At 68.3% G+C, this 17,325-nt stretch carries 12 protein-coding genes; 9 read left to right on the top strand and 3 right to left on the bottom strand.

Features of this window, described 5'->3' with window-relative positions; all coding sequences use genetic code 11:
- Positions 1 to 331 precede the first annotated feature (331 nt).
- From pgi to M673_RS06425, 9 genes are all read left to right on the top strand, one after another.
- A complete protein-coding gene (gene pgi / locus M673_RS06465) occupies positions 332 to 1,981 on the top strand; it encodes a glucose-6-phosphate isomerase (RefSeq protein WP_148639989.1) in 1,650 nt (549 codons plus the stop codon).
- Between the two features lie 5 nt (positions 1,982 to 1,986).
- Entirely contained in the window at positions 1,987 to 4,470 is a 2,484-nt protein-coding gene (locus tag M673_RS06460; RefSeq protein ID WP_061974614.1) for a glycogen/starch/alpha-glucan phosphorylase, read from the top strand.
- A gap of 188 nt (positions 4,471 to 4,658) precedes the next feature.
- Positions 4,659 to 5,927 (top strand): glucose-1-phosphate adenylyltransferase, encoded by a 1,269-nt coding sequence (glgC, locus tag M673_RS06455; RefSeq protein ID WP_061974612.1) that lies wholly within the window; start codon positions 4,659 to 4,661, stop codon positions 5,925 to 5,927.
- Positions 5,924 to 7,372, top strand: coding sequence for a glycogen synthase GlgA (gene glgA, locus M673_RS06450; protein ID WP_061974610.1), 1,449 nt, complete (start codon positions 5,924 to 5,926; stop codon positions 7,370 to 7,372). The genes glgC and glgA overlap by 4 nt, the downstream gene beginning before the upstream one ends.
- Positions 7,369 to 8,997, top strand: coding sequence for an alpha-D-glucose phosphate-specific phosphoglucomutase (locus M673_RS06445; protein WP_061974609.1), 1,629 nt, complete (start codon positions 7,369 to 7,371; stop codon positions 8,995 to 8,997). The genes glgA and M673_RS06445 overlap by 4 nt, the downstream gene beginning before the upstream one ends.
- Positions 8,994 to 9,593, top strand: coding sequence for a DUF2585 domain-containing protein (locus tag M673_RS06440; RefSeq protein ID WP_374755546.1), 600 nt, complete (start codon positions 8,994 to 8,996; stop codon positions 9,591 to 9,593). Before M673_RS06445 ends, M673_RS06440 begins: the two co-directional genes overlap by 4 nt.
- 32 nt (positions 9,594 to 9,625) lie before the next feature.
- Positions 9,626 to 11,641: a glycogen debranching protein GlgX gene (gene glgX / locus M673_RS06435; RefSeq protein ID WP_244493066.1), complete on the top strand. Its 2,016-nt coding sequence runs from the start codon at positions 9,626 to 9,628 to the stop codon at positions 11,639 to 11,641.
- Positions 11,642 to 11,827: 186 nt separating this feature from the next.
- The gene (gene mutL / locus M673_RS06430) at positions 11,828 to 13,714 is read left to right on the top strand and encodes a DNA mismatch repair endonuclease MutL (RefSeq protein WP_061974605.1); all 1,887 of its coding nucleotides are present in this window, start codon (positions 11,828 to 11,830) and stop codon (positions 13,712 to 13,714) included.
- A gap of 73 nt (positions 13,715 to 13,787) precedes the next feature.
- Positions 13,788 to 14,012 carry a DUF2093 domain-containing protein gene (locus M673_RS06425; RefSeq protein ID WP_061974603.1) on the top strand — a complete coding sequence of 75 codons (225 nt, stop codon included), beginning with the start codon at positions 13,788 to 13,790 and terminating at the stop codon, positions 14,010 to 14,012.
- A gap of 172 nt (positions 14,013 to 14,184) precedes the next feature.
- On the opposite strand, the gene lpxK is transcribed toward M673_RS06425, so the two are convergent.
- The 3 genes from lpxK to M673_RS06410 are packed head-to-tail and all read right to left on the bottom strand — an operon-like array spanning position 14,185 to position 17,319.
- Positions 14,185 to 15,222 carry a tetraacyldisaccharide 4'-kinase gene (gene lpxK / locus M673_RS06420; RefSeq protein WP_061974601.1) on the bottom strand — a complete coding sequence of 346 codons (1,038 nt, stop codon included), beginning with the start codon at positions 15,220 to 15,222 and terminating at the stop codon, positions 14,185 to 14,187.
- A 1-nt stretch (position 15,223) separates the two neighbouring features.
- Positions 15,224 to 16,537, bottom strand: coding sequence for a lipid IV(A) 3-deoxy-D-manno-octulosonic acid transferase (gene waaA / locus M673_RS06415; protein WP_061974599.1), 1,314 nt, complete (start codon positions 16,535 to 16,537; stop codon positions 15,224 to 15,226).
- A complete protein-coding gene (locus tag M673_RS06410) occupies positions 16,534 to 17,319 on the bottom strand; it encodes a lysophospholipid acyltransferase family protein (protein WP_061974597.1) in 786 nt (261 codons plus the stop codon). Before M673_RS06410 ends, waaA begins: the two co-directional genes overlap by 4 nt.
- Positions 17,320 to 17,325 lie beyond the last annotated feature (6 nt).

Raw genomic sequence — 17,325 nt, 5'->3', positions numbered from 1 at the left:
CCCCTCATTCTGTCCATCGCATTCGCCGCCATCGCGAAAGCCGAGCCGCCCCTCCGGGCGGCTTTTTTATGGGTGGGCCCGACCGCATGGCCCCGCCTGTCTCCGCCTCACGGAAAAGCGATTTGCCAGCCGTCGCCCCTGCGTTCGCGGACTTTGATGTAAATTCGAAAGACTCGCCGTGCTAGACATGCATCGAACGCATGGATGCCCTGGGACTTGACCCGGATGGAGCGGGCCGGTTTGCTTCCCGTCCGTTTGGTCTATCTCCCGACAGACCTTCAGACCCGCCGGACTCGCCTCACGAGCCCGGCACAGCGACGGATCGATCAGCGTGAACGAACAGCCCCTTGCCGACATCACCCTCAACCAGCTCAAGGAGCGCGGCTCGCAAGCGCTGAAAACCGGCATTCGGGCGCTCTTCGCGGGCGATGCCCAGCGCTTCGCCCACCTCTCCTTCCGCCACGACGATCTGCTGCTCGACCTGTCGAAATGCGCGCTTTCGCCGGACGATCTCTCCGCGCTGATCGCCTATGCCGGCGTTGTCGGCGTCGAGGCTAGGCGCGACGCCATGTATGCCGGCGCGCGCATCAACACGACCGAGAACCGCTCCGTGCTGCATGTCGCGCTGCGCGCCCATGAAGAGGACGGGTTCAAGGCCGACGGCGAAAGCGTCGGCGCCGCCGTGGAGGAGGTTCTCCAGGCCATGGCGCGCTTTGCCTCCGGCATTCGCGACGGCTCGATCGCGGGCGCCACGGGCAAGCCGATCACCGACATCGTCAATATCGGCATCGGCGGCTCGGATCTCGGCCCCGTCATGGCCGCGATCGCCCTGTCTCCCTACCATAACGGCCCGCGCACGCATTTCGTCTCGAACATCGACGGCGCGCATATGGCCGACACGCTGGCGCTGGTCGATCCCGAGACCACGCTCTTCATCGTGGCGTCCAAGACCTTCACCACGATCGAGACCATGACCAACGCGCAGACCGCGCGCCGCTTCATCGCCGGCGCGCTGGGCGAAGCGGCAGTGGGCGCGCATTTCTGCGCCGTCTCCACCGCGCTCGACAAGGTCTCAGCCTTCGGCATCGGCGCGGACCGCACCTTCGGCTTCTGGGACTGGGTGGGCGGACGCTATTCCGTCTGGTCGGCGATCGGCCTGCCGCTGATGATCGCGATCGGCCCGGATCACTTCCGCCAGTTCCTCGACGGCGCGCGAGATCTCGACCAGCATTTCAAGTCGGCTCCGGCGGGCGAAAACCTGCCGATCCTGCTAGGCCTTGCCGGCTGGTGGCACCGCGTGGCGCAGAACCATCCCTCGCGCGCCATCATCCCTTACGACCAGCGCCTCGCGCGCCTGCCCGCCTATCTCCAGCAGCTCGATATGGAGTCCAACGGCAAGCATGTCGGCCTCGATGGGCTGCGCACGCCCACCGCGACCGGCCCCGTGGTCTGGGGCGAACCAGGCACCAACGGCCAGCACGCCTTCTTTCAGCTCCTGCACCAGGGCACGGACATCGTGCCGGTGGAGTTCATCGTCGGCGCCAACCCGCACGAGAGCGATCCGGCCATGCGTGTCCACCAGGACCTGCTGCTGGCCAACTGCCTCGCCCAGTCGGAAGCGCTGATGAAGGGCCGCACGCTGGAGGAAGCGCGCGAGCAGCTGCTCAAGGCCGGGCGCTCGCCCGAGGAAGCCGAGCAGATCGCTCCGCACCGTGAGTTTTCCGGCGACCGGCCTTCGATCACCATCCTCTACGACAAGCTGACGCCCTTCGCCTTCGGTCGCCTCGTGGCGCTCTACGAGCACCGTGTCTTTGTCGAGGCGCAGCTTTTCGGCATCAACGCCTTCGATCAATGGGGCGTCGAACTCGGCAAGGAGCTGGCCACCGGCCTCCTGCCGGTCATCCAAGGAACCCAATCCGCCCAATCGCGCGATTCTTCGACCGCCGGCCTCGTGGCCGCGATCGCCGCACTCAGGAGCTGAACACGATGACGCCTGCCAGCCCCCTCGCGCGCTCCCCGGCCGCCGAGAAGCCCGAACCGCGCCTCAACGACGCCGACACGATCGCCACCGAGATCGTCGAGAAGCTGACCTATTCCATCGGCAAGACCGTGAAGGCCGCGCGCCTGCACGACTGGCTGGAGGCCACGACGCTCGTCGTGCGCGATCGCATCATCGACAATTGGTTCGATTCCACGATCCGCACCTATGAGCGGCAGGACAAGCGCGTCTGCTATCTTTCGATGGAGTTTCTGATCGGCCGCCTCCTGCGCGACGCGATCAGCAACCTGAACCTCACCGAGCCGGTGCGCGAGGCGCTCGCGCGCTACGACGTCGATCTCGACCTCGTGGAGCTTCTGGAGCCGGACGCAGCCCTCGGAAACGGCGGCCTCGGCCGCCTCGCCGCCTGCTTCATGGAGTCCATGGCGACAACGGGCGTTCCCGGTTTCGGCTACGGCATCCGCTATGTCCACGGCTTCTTCCGCCAGGAAGTGGTGGACGGCGCGCAGGTCGAGCTGCCCGAGACCTGGCTGAAGCACGGCAATCCTTGGGAGTTCGAGCGCCGCGAAAGCTCCTACGAGATCGGCTTCGGCGGCAAGGTCTCCTCGATCGATGAGAACGGCAAGCCGCGCTTCGTCTGGCGCCCGGCCGAGCGCGTGCTCGCCGTTGCCTACGACACGCCAGTCGTCGGCTGGCGCGGCCAGCATGTGAACACGCTGCGCCTGTGGAGCGCGCAGTCGCTCGACCCGATCCTGCTCGACGCCTTCAACGCGGGCGATCATATCGGCGCGCTCTTGGAGTCCAACAAGGCGGAGGCGATCACCCGCGTTCTCTATCCCGCCGACTCGCATCAGGCCGGCCAGGAACTGCGCCTGCGCCAGGAGTATTTCTTCTCCTCTGCTTCGCTGCAGGACATCATCCGCCGCCACCTCGCGCAGCATGACGACCTGACCAACCTTGCCGACAAGGTGGCGATCCAGCTCAACGACACGCATCCGGCCGTCTCGGTGGCCGAGCTGATGCGCCTCCTCGTAGACGTCCACGGCATGGAGTGGGACGCGGCCTGGAAGGTGACGCGCGACACGTTCAGCTACACCAACCACACGCTTCTGCCCGAAGCGCTGGAAACCTGGCCGATCCATCTCTTCGAGCGCCTGCTGCCCCGCCAGATGCAGATCATCTACCAGATCAACGCCGAGGTCCTGCGCGAGGCGACGAGCGGCAAGGAACTCGACGGCGCCACCATCTCGGCGATCTCGCTGATCGACGAGAACAACGGCCGGCGCGTGCGCATGGGCCAGTTGGCCTTCGTCGGCAGTCATGCGGTGAACGGCGTTTCGGCGCTGCACACCGAACTGATGAAGGAGACGGTGTTCCGCGACCTTCATAAGGTCTATCCCACGCGCATCGAGAACAAGACCAACGGCGTGACGCCCCGCCGCTGGCTGTTCGAGGCCAATCCGGGCCTGACCAAGCTGATCGAGGAGACGATCGGCCCGCGCTTCAAGGACGAGATCGGCGAACTCATCAAGCTCGATCCGCATTCCGAGGATGCCGGCTTCCGCGAGCGTTTCGCGGCGGTGAAGCGCCACAACAAGACGCGCCTCGCCCGCCTCGTGGAGGAGCGTCTGGCGATCCATCTCGATCCCGACGCGATCTTCGACATCCAGGTCAAGCGCATCCACGAGTACAAGCGCCAGCTCCTCAACATCCTGGAGACGGTGGCGCTCTACGAGCAGATTCGCTCGCTGCCCCATCTCGACTGGACGCCACGCGTGAAGATCTTCGCCGGCAAGGCAGCGCCTTCCTACGTCCAGGCCAAGGAGATCATCCATCTGGCCGGCGACGTGGCGCGGGTCATCAATTCCGACCCGACCGTGCGCGGCCTTCTGAAGGTCGTCTTCATTCCGAACTACAACGTGAGTTTGGCCGAGATCATCATGCCGGCGGCGGACGTGTCGGAGCAGATTTCCACCGCCGGCCTGGAAGCCTCCGGCACGGGCAACATGAAGTTCGCGCTGAACGGCGCTCTCACCATCGGCACGCTCGACGGCGCCAATGTCGAGATGCTGGAGCACTTGGGCGAGGACAACATCTTCATCTTCGGCCTCAAGGCCGACGAGGTCGCCCGGATGCGCGCTGAGGACCATCGCGGCCAGAGTGTCATCGACAAGCAGCCCATGCTGCGCTCGGCGATCGATTCCATCTCGGCCGGCGTCTTCAGCCAGGACGATCCGAACCGCTACGCCAACCTGATGAACTCCATCCGCGACCGCGACTGGTGGATGATCGCGGCCGACTTCCGCGCCTATTGGGACACGCAGCGCCAGCTCGACATGGTCTGGAAGGACCGCGCCAAGTGGGACGCGATCGCGGTTCGCAACACGGCCCGGATGGCCTGGTTCTCCTCCGACCGATCGATCGACGAGTACGCGCACGACATCTGGCGCGCCGGCCCGAAGGGGGCCTGAGCGCCCTCCCCTTCCCGCGTCTTTTTCGCCGCGACAGGATCGCGGCGAAAAAACGTGTGGGCACCGCTTTCCCCTTGCTGGAAGGTCTGGTGCCACACGCTATGTTGATACGGGAAGATCGATATAGAAAACTGCGGAGGATCGCCGGCTGAGCCGGACACGCAGCGATCCTTGGGGGAGAGAACGGGATGGCCGACAGCCGGCGAGTGGCACCGATCGCGCGCGATACAATGGCCTATGTCTTGGCCGGCGGTCGCGGTTCGCGTCTGATGGAACTGACGGACGACCGGGCCAAGCCCGCCGTCTATTTCGGCGGCAAGTCCCGCATCATCGACTTCGCCTTGTCGAACGCGGTGAACTCGGGCATCCGCCGCATCGGCGTCGCGACCCAGTACAAGGCCCACTCGCTGATCCGGCATCTCCACCGGGGGTGGAACTTCCTGCGCCCGGGCCGCAACGAGAGCTTCGACGTCCTCCCCGCCTCGCAGCGCGTGTCGGAAGACCAATGGTATGCCGGCACGGCCGACGCCGTGTACCAGAACATCGACATCATCGAGGCCTACGCCCCCAAATACATCATCATCCTGGCGGGCGACCACATCTACAAGATGGACTACGAGATCATGCTCCAGCAGCATGTGGACACGGGCTCCGACGTGACCGTCGGCTGTCTCGAAGTCCCGCGCATGGAAGCGGTCGGTTTCGGCGTCATGCATGTCGACGAAAAGGGCCAGATCACCGACTTCATCGAGAAGCCGGCCGATCCTCCGGCCATTCCCGGCCGGCCCGACACGGCGCTGGCGTCCATGGGCATCTACGTCTTCAACACGGCCTTCCTCGCCGACCAGTTGCGGCGCGACGCGGCCGATCCGAAGTCGAGCCGCGACTTCGGCAAGGACATCATCCCTCATATCGTCAAGCACGGCACGGCCTGGGCGCATTCCTTCAACACATCGGTCGTGCGCTCGGCCGCCGAATACGGGTCCTACTGGCGCGACGTCGGAACGGTGGACGCCTATTGGCAGGCCAATATCGACCTGACGGACGTGGTGCCGCAGCTCGACATCTACGACCGCGACTGGCCGATCTGGACCTATGCCGACGTCACCCCGCCGGCGAAGTTCGTGCATGACGAGGAGGGGCGCCGGGGCATGGCGATCTCCTCGCTCGTGTCGGGCGACTGCATCATTTCGGGTGGCACGCTGCACCGCTCGCTCCTGTTCACCGGCGTTCGCCAGAACAGCTATTCCAAGCTGGACGAGGCCGTGGTCCTGCCGGGTTGCCACATCGGGCGCGGCGTGCGCATCACCAAGGCGGTGGTGGATCGCGGCGTCCATATTCCGGACGGGCTCGTCATCGGCGAGGACCCCGAACTCGACGCCCAGCGCTTCCGCCGCACGTCGAGCGGCGTCTGTCTCGTCACCAGGCCGATGATCGAACGGCTCAACTACAGATGACATCCGTCCTTTCCGTTGCATCGGAAGTCTTCCCCCTGGTGAAGACCGGCGGGCTTGCGGACGTCACGGGCGCCTTGCCGCTGGCGCTGGGGCCTCTGGGCATCGAAGTGCGCACGCTTCTGCCGGCCTATCCCAGCATCCTCGCCGAGATCGGCGAGGCTGTGAGCGTCGCCGATCTCGCCGATCTGTTCGGCGGGCCGGCGCGCATTCTCGCCACTGAAAAAGCCGGGCTCGACCTCCTGCTGCTCGACGCGCCGCATCTCTACGATCGGCCGGGCGGCCCTTATGTCGGGCCGAACGGCTACGACCATCCCGACAATTGGGCGCGCTTCGCCGCGCTCTGCAAAGCGGCGGCCGAGGTCGGCCTCGGCCTCGTGCCGGGCTATCGGCCCGACATCGTCCATGCCCACGATTGGCAGGCCGCGCTCGCCCCGGTCTATCTCGAGGCGGCGGGCGCGGAGCGCCCGCGCACAGTCCTCACCATCCACAATCTCGCCTTTCAGGGCGCCTTTCCGCAGACGATCTTTTCCGAGCTCGGCCTGCCGGACAGCGCCTGGGGCATCGACGGCGTCGAGTATTACGGCTCGGTCGGCTATCTCAAGGGCGGCCTTCGCGCGGCCGACCGGATCACCACCGTCAGCCCAAACTATGCCGACGAGATCCTCCAGCCGGCCGGCGGCATGGGGCTCGACGGGCTTCTCCGCGGCCGGGCGGACCGGCTGACCGGCATCGTCAACGGCATCGACATCGATGTCTGGGACCCCGCCGCCGATCCCAACATCGCCGCGACCTTCACCCGCGACGAGCTGTTCCGCCGCGCCATCAACAAGCGTGCGCTGGAAACCGAGTTCGCGCTGGACGAGGACGAGACGCCCATCCTCGCCGTGGTCAGCCGCCTGACTTGGCAGAAGGGGCTCGACCTTCTGGCCGAGGCGGTGGACGACGTCGTGGCCGCCGGTTGCCGGCTGGTCGTAGTGGGCTCGGGCGACCGCCTCCTGGAAGGCGCGTTCCTCAGCGGCGCGGCGCGCCACTCGGGCCGTGTCGGCGTGCGCATCGGCTATGACGAGTTGCTCTCGCACCGTGTCCAGGCCGGCGCCGATGCGCTGCTCGTACCCTCGCGCTTCGAGCCCTGCGGGCTGACGCAGCTCTATGCCCTGCGCTATGGCTGCCTGCCGGTGGTCAGCCGTGTCGGCGGCCTCGCCGACACGGTGATCGACGCGAATTTCGCAGCGCTCGCGGCGGGCGTTGCGACCGGCGTCATCTTCGCGCCCGTCACGCGCGAAGCGCTGCTCGACGGCATCACCCGCCTCACCCGCCTTTACGCCGACCCGTCGCTCTGGCGCGATCTGCAGCGCTCCGCCATGGCGGGCGACGTGTCTTGGACGGCCAGCGCCCGGCGCTATGCCGATCTATATTCGAGCCTCTCCGAGGAAAGCCCCCGATGATCCGCACCGTCGCGACGACGCCCTATCTCGACCAAAAGCCCGGCACGTCCGGCCTGCGCAAGAAGGTGCCGCACTTTCAGCAGCCCCACTATGCCGAGAACTTCCTGCAGGCGATCTTCGACGCGACGGAGCGCCCGGCGGGCGCTTCGCTGGTGATCGGCGGCGACGGGCGCTTCTTCAACGCCGAAGTGGTGCGCAAGGCGATCCGCATGGCGGCGGCCAACGGCGTCGCCAAGGTCGTGGTCGGCCAGAACGGCCTGCTCTCCACCCCCGCCGCCTCGAACCTGATCCGCCAGCGCAAGGCCGCCGGCGGCATCATCCTGTCCGCCTCGCACAATCCCGGCGGGCCGGACGGCGATTTCGGCATCAAGTACAACATCTCCAACGGCGGCCCCGCCCCCGAGGGCGTGACCGACGCGATCTACAAGCGCACGCGCGAGATCACCGAATACAAGATCGTGGAGGAGGACGCGCCGGACCTTTCCGTCGTCGGCACTTCGCGCCTGGGCGAAACCGAGGTCGAGATCGTCGATCCCGTCGCCGACTATGCGGCGCTGATGGAGACGCTGTTCGATTTCGGCGCCATTCGCGAGGCGATCAAGGGCGGGCTGACGCTGCGCTTCGACGCCATGCACGCCGTGACCGGCCCCTATGCCAAGGAAATCCTGGAGCGCCGGCTCGGAAGCCCGGAGGGCACGGTGATGAACGGCGTGCCGTCCGAAGATTTCGGCGGCGGCCATCCCGATCCCAACGTGGTCTGGGCCGCGCCGCTGGTCGATCTCCTGCTCGGCCCCACCGCGCCGGACTTCGGCGCGGCGTCGGACGGTGACGGCGACCGCAACATGATTCTCGGCCGGGGCATCGTGGTCACGCCCTCCGACTCCCTCGCCGTGCTCGCCGCCAACGCGCATCTGGCGCCGGGCTATGCCCGTGGCATCGCCGGCATCGCTCGCTCCATGCCGACCAGCGGCGCGGCCGACCGCGTCGCCAAGAAACGCGGCATCGGCATCTACGAGACGCCGACCGGCTGGAAGTTCTTCGGCAATCTGCTCGACGCCGGCAAGGTGACGATCTGCGGCGAGGAAAGCGCCGGCACCGGCTCCGACCACGTGCGCGAGAAGGACGGGCTTTGGGCGGTCCTGCTCTGGCTGAACATTCTCGCCGTACGCAAGGAACCGGTGGCCGAGATCGTCAGGGGCCACTGGGCCGAGTTCGGGCGCAACTACTACCAGCGCCACGACTACGAAGAGGTCGACAAGACCGCTGCGGAAGGGCTGATGGAGAGCTTGCGCGATCGCCTCGCCTCCATGGCCGGCCAGCGCTTCGGCACGCTCGTCGTCTCGGAAGCCGACGACTTCTCCTACAAGGACCCGATCGACGGCTCGGTCTCGACCGGCCAGGGCGTGCGCATCGTCTTCTCCGGCGGCTCGCGCATCGTCTTCCGCCTGTCGGGTACGGGAACGGTGGGGGCGACCTTGCGCGTCTACATCGAGCGCTTCGAGCCCGACGCGGCCAAGCACGATCTCTCGATCGAGGAAGCGCTGGGCGAGCTGGTGTGCACGGCCGACGCGATCGGCGAGATCACCAAGCGCACGGGCCGCACGGAACCCGACGTTCGCACGTGAGCACGCTCGCTTCCTCGCCCGTCTGCTCCAGCTGGCGGGCGATCCGCCCCGTCCACTGGGCGCTCACTCTCGGGGTCGTGGCGCTCGCCGCCGCGACCCTGCTCCTCATGGGCCGGTTGCCGATCTGCGAGTGCGGATACGTCAAGCTCTGGCATGGCACGGTGGTGAGTTCGGAGAACTCGCAGCACCTCTCCGACTGGTACTCGCCCTCCCACCTCATCCACGGCTTCCTGTTCTACGGCGCGCTCTGGCTCGTGGCCCGGCGCTGGCCGCTCGGCCGAAGGCTGGTGCTGGCCACGATCGTGGAAGCCGCCTGGGAGATCGTGGAGAACACCGACGCGGTCATTCGCCATTATCGCGAGACCACCATCTCGCTCGACTATTTCGGCGACAGCGTCATCAATTCGGTGTCGGATATCGGTTTCATGATCGCCGGCTTCCTGCTCGCCGCGCGCCTGCCGATCTGGCTGACGATTCTGATCGCGCTCGGCTTTGAACTGCTCACTGGTTTTCTCATCCGCGATAACCTGACCTTGAACGTCCTTATGCTTCTCTACCCGCTGGATGCCGTGCGCGCATGGCAGGGCGGGGCCTGACCGGGCAGACCGCAGGATCGAAGGAGAGGCCTTTGGCGAGCATCAGTGTGGAGCGCGGCGCGCCGGAGCGGCTGGGCGCGAGCGTCGCGGCGGACGGCGTCCATTTCGCCGTCTTCTCCGCCCATGCCGAGCGGATCGAGCTTTGCCTGTTCGAGCCAGGCGGCGTGCAGGAGCGTGAACGCCTGCTCCTTCCCGGCCGTACGCCGGAGGGCGTCCATTTCGGCTTCGTGCCAGGGCTTGCCGTCGGCGCGCTTTATGGCCTGCGCGCCCACGGGCCCTATGCCCCCGAGCAGGGCCACAGGTTCGATGCATCGAAGCTGCTCGTCGATCCCTATGCCTCCCGGCTCGATCGGCCGTTTCTGTATCACGGCGCGCTGGCCGCCCCGCCCACGCGCGGGCTCGACACGGCGCCCTTCGTGCCGCGCGCGGTGGTGGAGGACCTTCGGCGCGACGCCGCCCCCCTCCCCTTCGCCAAGCCGGGCTTCACCTACGAACTGCCCGTTCGCGCCTTCTCGCAGCGCCGCGTCGACCTGCCGCTGAATCTCCGCGGCACGTTAGGCGCGCTCGCCGAGCCCGCCTCGCTCGACCATCTCGCACGGCTCGGCGTCGAGACGGTGGAGCTGATGCCGCTGGCATCGGCCATCGACGAGCGCCACCTCGTCGCCCTCGGCCTCACCAATGCCTGGGGCTACAACACCGTCGCCCACGGCGCACCCGACCCGCGCCTCGTGCCAGGCGGCTGGGCCGAGGCGCGGCGTGTGGTGGAGGCGCTGCATGCGCGCGGCATCCGCGTGCTGCTCGACGTGGTGCTGAACCATTCCGGCGAAAGCGACCGGTTCGGCCCGACCTTCTCCTATCGCGGGCTGGACAACCGCACCTATTACGCCGCAGCGCCGGATGACCCCAACCAGCTCGTCAACGACACCGGTACGGGCAACACGTTCGCACTCTGGCGCAAGCCGGTGGCCGACATGGCTCTGGAGGCCCTGAAGCGCTGGGTCGAGGTCGGCGGGGTGGACGGGTTCCGCTACGATCTCGGCACGGTGCTCGGCCGCACGCCGGAGGGTTTTCGGCCCGACGCGCCGCTTCTCCAGAGGATCGCCGCCGATCCCGTGTTGAAGGACCGCGTCCATGTCGCCGAGCCTTGGGACATCGGCCCGGGCGGCTATCAGGTCGGCGCCTTTCCGCCGCCCTTCCTGGAATGGCAGGACCGGTTCCGGGACGACGTTCGCCGCTTCTGGCGCGGTGACCGGGGAACGGTGTCGGCGCTGGCGACGCGCCTGTCGGGCTCGCCCGACCTGTTCGACCGGCCCGGCAGAAGCGCGTACGACGGCGTCAACTTCATCACCGCCCATGACGGGTTCACGCTGCGCGACGTCGTGAGCTACGAGCAGAAGCACAACGAAGCCAACGGCGAGCGGAACCGCGACGGCCACGGCGACAACCATTCCTGGAACAATGGATGGGAAGGCGCGACGCAGGACCCCGCCATCACCGAGCGGCGCCGGCGCGACGTTCGCGCGCTGCTCGCGACCCTGTTCGTGGCGCGCGGCAATCCGATGATCGTCGCCGGCGACGAACTCGGCCGCACGCAGGGCGGCAACAACAACGCCTATGCGCAGGACAACGAAATCTTCTGGATAGACTGGGCAGACGCCGACGACGCGCTCATTGCCTTCACCGGCCGGCTCCAGCGTCTGCGCCGCGCGCTGGAGCCGCTGTCGCGCGACCGCTTCCTGAAGGGCGAGAACGTCGCGGGAGAGCCGGACGCGCGCTGGCTGCGCGCCGATGGCGGCGAGATGGGGCCGGACGACTGGGCCGATGCCGGCCGCGCGCTTCTGGCCCTGCGCATGGCCGGCGAGCGCGAGGCGGCGCTGATCTATATCAACCGGGGCTTTGAGCCCGTCCCGATCCGGCCGCCCGAGCCGAAGGAAGGGCGCAGCCTCTGGCTGGAGCTGACGAGCGACCGGCCGGACGCCGAGCCGCGCCCGCTCGGCGGCCCGTTCGAACTCGGCGGCCGCGCCGTCGCGATCCTGCGTGAGGGCTGAGAACGGCTGGATGTTCCCGGGAGGGAAAGTCGAGCGGTCGGTGAAGGGTGTGGAAAATCGTTCGGCCCACACGAGGATTGTGCGGGCGCTTGCCGCGCAAAGCGGGGGATAGGGCGCGGGCGGATTTGCACGAGGCCAGCCAAGCCCTTACATCGGATGGGCTCCTGCCAGGGAAGACCGCCCTCCATGCCCATCCAGCTCCTGCCCGAAACGCTTATCGACCAGATCGCCGCCGGCGAAGTGGTGGAGCGGCCGGCGAGCGTCGTGAAGGAACTGGTGGAAAACGCGCTGGACGCCGGCGCGCGCCGGGTCGAGATCGTCACCGCAGGCGGCGGCAAGAGCCTGCTTCGCATCACCGACGACGGAGGCGGCATCCCCGCCGCCGAACTGCCACTCGCCATCCGCCGCCATTGCACCTCCAAGATGGCGGACGGCCTGGAAGGCATCGACACGCTCGGCTTTCGCGGCGAGGCGCTGCCCTCGATCGGATCGGTCGCGCGCCTCACCTTGCGCTCGCGCGCGCGCGGCGCGGAGGGCGCGCACGAGATCCGCGTCGACAACGGCGCGCAGGACGGGCCGCGCCCGGCCGCGCTCTCGGCCGGGACCATGGTCGAGGTGCGCGATCTCTTCCACTCCGTGCCCGCGCGGCTGAAATTTTTGAAGACGGACCGGGCCGAGGCCGCCGCGATCACCGAGACGGTGCGTCGCATCGCCATCGCCTTTCCCGCCGTGCGCTTCGAGCTGGCGGGCGAGGACCGGGCCGAGACCGTGCTCGCCGCCGGCACGCCGGAAGCGCGCGTCGGGCAGATCGTCGGGCCTGAGTTTCTCGACAATGCCGTGGCGCTCGACGCCGTTCGCGAGGGCGTGCGTCTCACCGGCTGGGCTGGGCTGCCGACCTATCATCGTGGCAATGCGCAGCACCAATATGCCTATGTGAACGGGCGGCCGGTGCGCGACAAGATGATCCTCTCGGCCATTCGCGGCGCCTATGTCGATTTCGTGCCCCGCGATCGCTACCCCGTCTGCGTCCTGTTTTTCGACGTCGATCCGCGCGACGTGGACGTGAACGTCCACCCGGCCAAGGCCGACGTGCGCTTTCGCGACCCGGCTTTGGTGCGTGGGCTCATCGTCGGCGCCATTCGCCAGGCGCTCGGCGGCATGAGCCTTCGCGCCTCGACCGAAGGCGCCGAGGGGCTGATGGCGCGCTTTCGTCCGGGCGGCATGGGCGCGCCGAGCGAGCCCGCACCCCCGCCCTTCTCCAGCACGTCGGCCCCCGATGCAATGGCGGCGAGCGAGCGCGGCGCCTCCGCCGTTCTCGGTCGGCGCACGGGGGGCTTTCGCGAGCGGGGGGACACGCCCTTCGAGGCGGCGACGAATTTCTTTCGCCCGCTGGAGACGCCCTCCGTGCGCGAGCCCGCGCCGCGCATGGCAGGCTTCGAGCCGGCCGCGCGGCCGGTGCGCGAGGCCGAGCAGGCCCCCGCCCCGGCCGGTGCCGAGTTTCCGCTTGGCGCGGCGCGTGCGCAGATCGACAAGGCCTTTATCGTCGCGGAAACGCAGGACAGCCTGGTGATCGTGGACCAGCACGCCGCGCATGAGCGGCTGGTCTACGAAGCGCTGAAGGAGGCACTGCATACCGACGCCATCCCCGCGCAGATGCTGCTGATCCCCGACATCGTGGACTGCACGGAAAGCGAGGCGGAGCGCCTTGGCGAGGAAGCCGAGACGCTGTCGCGCTTCGGCCTCGTCCTAGAGCGCTTCGGCCCCGGCGCGGTGATGGTGCGCGGCACGCCCGCGATCCTGGGCGAGGTGGATGCCAAGGCGCTCGTGCGCGATCTCGCCGACGAATTGTTCGAGGGCGGGCAGGTGGGCCTTAAGGCGCGGATCGACCATGTGGCGGCGACCATGGCCTGCCACGGCTCGGTGCGCTCTGGCCGCAGACTTCAGCCGGCCGAGATGACCGCGCTTCTGCGCCAGATGGAACGCACGCCGGGGTCGGGCCAATGCAACCACGGCCGCCCGACCTTCATCGAACTGAAGCTTGCCGACATCGAACGCTTGTTCGGGCGGCGTTGACATCAAGGGCCTCTCGGCCGAACACAGAATTCAAGACGCCGGCCCTGCCGGCCACGGACAAACGGGCACGAGAATGATGAACCGGATGGACAGCGGCGGCGAAGCCAAGCTGCATTATGGCGACGGCGATTTCGAGGTGGTGCGCCCCGGCGCCTTTGTGCGCTGCGCGGTGACGGGCGAGGCGATCCCGCTCGATCTCCTGCGCTACTGGAACGTCGAGCGGCAGGAGCCCTACCAGGACGCCGCCGCCTCGCTCCAGCGCGAACTCGACCTCGCCCCGGCGCGCCGCCGAGGCTAGGTCGATTTAGAGCGTCTAACAAAACCTCTGAGCGGAGGATGGTCGAGGGATGTTCGGCCGAGGACGAGGAGCGAAGCTTGAGTGATGCCGGGGGCAGGGCCAAGCATTCGCGACGAAGTCCCCGGCGGAAAGACTAGGGCCAGCCGACCCCACGAGGTTTTGTTAAGCGCTCTTAGGCCGAAGCGCGCTCCGCGAAGCGCGCCAACGCAGCGCGAACCAGCGCCTCGCCCGTGTCCGACTCGGCGAAGCGAAGCTCGGCTTGGAGCACTTTGGCGAGCCGGTTGAGGCCGCGCATCGGCCCCGTGTCCTGGCTGCGAAACCGCGCCTTGTCCTTCGCGGTGGTGACGAGATCGAGGCCGAGGCTGTCGGCCTCGCCCAGGAGATCGCGCGCATTCTCGGCCGTGAAGGCGTGGTGGTCGGGGAAGCTGCGGGTCGCCACGATCTCCGCCCCCGCGAGCCGCAGCGAGGCGTAGAACTTCTCGGGGTCCGCGATGCCGGCAAAGGCGAGGCAGCGCCGACCCTGGAACTCGGCGGCATTGGGCGCGAACGTCGCGGCGCGGTGGATCGGCAGGCCGCTCTGGCCGAGGCGAGAGGCCAGCACTCCGCCGGGCAGCGTGTCGCCGACCAGAAGCCAGGCGTCGGCATGGGCGATCTGCGCGTCCAGCGGCGCGCGTAAGGGGCCGGCGGGCAGGAGCCGACCATTGCCGAGGCCACGCCTCGCATCCACCACGAGCAGCGCCAGATCGAAGCGGAGGCGCGCGCTCTGGAACCCGTCGTCCATGATGGCGAGATCGCAGCCCGCCTCCGCCAGAAGCCGGGCGCCGGCCGCGCGGTCCCGCCCCACCACGGTCGGCGCGAGGTCGGCCAGCAGCATCGGCTCGTCGCCCACAAGATCGGCCGCGTGGCGGACGGGGTCCACCAGAAGCGGCGCCCCGGCTTGCCCGCCATGGCCGCGCGACAGGAAGCCGGGCTTGCGGCCGAGCGCCAGGGCGGCGCGGCCCAGCGCCAAGGCGGTCGGCGTCTTGCCCCCGCCCCCCACGGTCGGGTTGCCGACGCAAATCACCGCGAGCGGCGCCTGGACGCGCGCCCCGCGTTCCAGATTGCGGCGGGCCACCGTGCCATAGGCCAAGGCCGGCAGGGCCAGGAGGCGCGAGCGAACGCCGGGCGCCTCGCGCCACCAGAAGCCGGGCGCCGTGCCGAACAGTGCCATCTCAGCCGCCCCAGTCCATACGGCTGGACAGGCGCAGCGGCAGGAGGAAGGGATCGAGTGCGGCCATGGTGCGCTTCAGCGCGCCGCCCATGTCGGCAACGCTTTCCCGCCCTGCCGTGATCATCTGCCGGCGCGCGGCCGGCCGGTCGAACAGCTCGGACACGGCGGCGCCGAGTTCCGCCTCGTCCTGCACGATCCAGGCCCCGCCCTTGTCGATCAAGCGATGGTAGACCTCGCGAAAATTCTGGACATAGCGGCCTGACAGAATGGCGGTGCCAAGCATGGCAGCCTCCAGCGGGTTCTGCCCGCCCTCGCCCCGGATCGACTTGCCCATGAAGGCGATTTCGGTCAGCCGGGCGTAGAAGCCCATGTCGCCCATCGTGTCGCCGAGGAAGATGTCGGTGGTCGGCAGCGGCAATTCGCCCCGGCTCCAGCGTGCCACCTGCAGACCCTTGGCTTCGAGATCGCGGTGAATGGCGTCCGCCCGGTCGACATGGCGCGGCACGATGATGGTGAGGAGCCGTCCGCGCTCTTCCCGAAGGCGCAGATGGATATTGGCGGCGATCTCCTCCTCGCCTTCATGCGTGGAGAGAGCGGCCCAGACCGGGCGCATGCCGATGCCCCGACGGGTGTCCTCGAGATCTTCCAGATTGGCGGGCGGCGCCTCGACATCGGCCTTCAGATTTCCGGCGACCGTGACGGCGCGCGCGCCCAGGAGATGGTAGCGCTCACCGTCGATCTCGGACTGGGCGACGACATGGGCGAGCTTCGAAAGCAGCGCCTCGGCGACGCCTGGTGCCGATTTCCAGCGCTTGAAGGAGCGGTCCGACAGGCGGGCATTGACCAGGACCTGCGGAATGCGCCGCGCGGCGAGCTCGGTCATCGTGGTCGGCCAGATCTCGCTTTCCGCGACGATGGCGAGCTCCGGCTGCCAATGGTCGAGAAAGCGCGAGACGCAAGGCTTGAGGTCGAGCGGGACATATTGGTGGATGACGCTGTCGCCGAGCCGCTCCTGCACGGTGGCCGCCGAGGTGACGGTGCCCGTCGTCATCACCACGGTGATGCCGTCCTCGGCGATGGCGGCGACCAGCGGCGCCACGGCAGCGCTTTCGCCCATCGAGGCGGCGTGGACCCAGACCAACGGCACGCCCGGCGGGCGGATCTCGCTCGGCACGCCGTAGCGCTCGCGTCGACGCTCCTTATCTTCCTTGCCGCGCGAGGCGCGCCAGCTCACATAGGAGCCGGCCGCCGGATAGGCGAGCGAGCCGGCGACGCGATAGGCGGTCAGCGCCGCCTTGGCCCATTTGTCGTTCAATGCGATGTCTTTCGGTCCGCCAGGTCCGCGGCCCGCCGGTTCGCCCTTTCGATGGCGAGCGTCAGCTGGGCGCGAATCGCCTCCAACTCGTCCGCGCCGGCCTGAGGCGGCACGAAGATCGGCTCTTCCATGACCACGGCAATGCGGCCGAAGGGCAGCGGAAGGGTGGTTTTGTCCCAGGTTTTTTCCAGGACGCGGCGGCGGCTGGTGACTGCAGCGCTGGGCACGATGGGCCGGCCCGACAGGCGAGCGAGCGTGACGATGCCGAGCCCCGCCTCGCGCGGGGTGCCCTTGGGCACGTCGGCGATCATGCAGATGCCCAAGCCATCGTCCAGCGCGCGCTTCATGCGGATCAAGGCGCGCACCCCGCCCTTCTCGGACGCGGCCTCGCGCACGCGCCCGCCCGAGCCGCGCACGGTCTCGATGCCGAAACGCTCCACCACGGCGGCGTTGATCTCGGCGTCGGCGCTGCGCGACAGGAGCGCGAGATAGGGCAGATCGCGCGGCCGGAAGAAGGGCGCGAGCAGGTGCTGCCCATGCCAGAGCGCGACGATCGCGGGATGCTCCCGGTGAAGGATGGCGTCGAAGTCGCTGGAGCCGGCGGCCGGGCGCTGCGACGCGCGAATGCCGCGAAGCGCCTCGTAGATGAGGCGTCCGACGAGGCGCACGGCGCCGGGCGAGCGCGAAGCCGCCTTCAGCCGACGCTGCAGGCGCACCCGCCATTTGCGGCGCTTGGGCCGCGTGGCGAGGGTGGTCTTCTGGTCCTCTTCGGCCGGCGGCACCGGGCC

The sequence above is a fragment of the Aureimonas sp. AU20 genome (assembly GCF_001442755.1).
Lineage (GTDB): Bacteria > Pseudomonadota > Alphaproteobacteria > Rhizobiales > Rhizobiaceae > Aureimonas.
This window is presented reverse-complemented; position numbering and strand designations above follow the sequence as displayed.